We start from the raw sequence: 1,025 nt of genomic DNA, 5'->3' as shown, positions 1-1,025 counted from the left end.
CTCAAAGCACCTATTGTTCAAGCCAATTTGGTTTCTAAACAAGTCTCTACTAATCAAGAACAATTAACAATCCTTAAAGATGTAAATGTTGACATCAGAAAGGGCGAGACCATCGCAATTGTCGGCACATCTGGTGCAGGTAAATCCACGCTAATGACATTGTTGGCGGGGCTCGACACACCAACCTCCGGAGAAATCACGCTTCTAGGACACGAACTTTCGAAGCTAGATGACGAAGCTCGTGCGAAAATCCGAGCCGATTCTCTAGGATTTGTCTTTCAAAGCTTTCTACTTATTCCAAGTTTGAGTGCACTTCACAACGTGACCTTGCCATGTCTTTTACGCGGAGAAGCCGAAGATGAAGCACGAGCGACAGAATTGTTGACCGCTGTAGGATTGGAAAAGCGACTCGACCACTTACCAAGTCAACTTTCTGGTGGTGAACAACAACGCGTCGCGTTGGCCAGGGCATTTATGACTCAGCCAGAATTGCTGTTTGCTGATGAACCGACAGGGAATCTTGATCACCAAACCGCGGATAAAGTCATCGAGCTGTTGTTCGATCTCAATAGCCAGCACGGTACGACATTAATATTGGTCACTCATGATGTGAACTTAGCAAGCCGATGCGACAGAATTTATCGTATGGAGGCGGGTGAGCTTAAGGAGGAGATGTAATGTCAGCAGTATCTTCAAGTGAAGTAACATCTTCAGATCAACGTGGATTGAAGCAACACTCTCCGAATAAAAGTTTGGTGCGTTGGAGTTTGGGCGAAATTAGGCAAGGAAACCTTTGGCCGATCAGCGTCGCTCTTGTGCTGGTCATCGCGAGTATTTTTGCATTGTCTGCACTTGCATCTCGTATGGAGCAAGTGATTGTCAAGCAGGGCAAGGATGCATTAACTGCGGATGCGGTGTTCGTTTCCGCAAACCCATTATCTGACTCGCTATTAAAATCGACAGAGCAACTTGAGCGCTCCGTTATGACCCGATTTTCGACCATGGCTTTTAGCGATAACGGAATG

At 46.3% G+C, this 1,025-nt stretch carries 1 protein-coding gene and 1 pseudogene; both read left to right on the top strand.

What is annotated here, in order from left to right; genetic code table 11:
• A partial coding sequence (locus R8O70_RS26355) for an ABC transporter ATP-binding protein (protein WP_318184603.1) occupies positions 1-678 on the top strand: 678 nt, incomplete at its 5' end.
• Positions 678-1,025, top strand: a pseudogene (locus tag R8O70_RS26350) (ABC transporter permease); the annotation flags it as partial. The gene R8O70_RS26355 and the pseudogene R8O70_RS26350, both read left to right, overlap by 1 nt.

This window comes from Vibrio sp. 779(2023), assembly GCF_033344285.1.
GTDB lineage: Bacteria > Pseudomonadota > Gammaproteobacteria > Enterobacterales > Vibrionaceae > Vibrio > Vibrio alginolyticus.
This window is presented reverse-complemented; position numbering and strand designations above follow the sequence as displayed.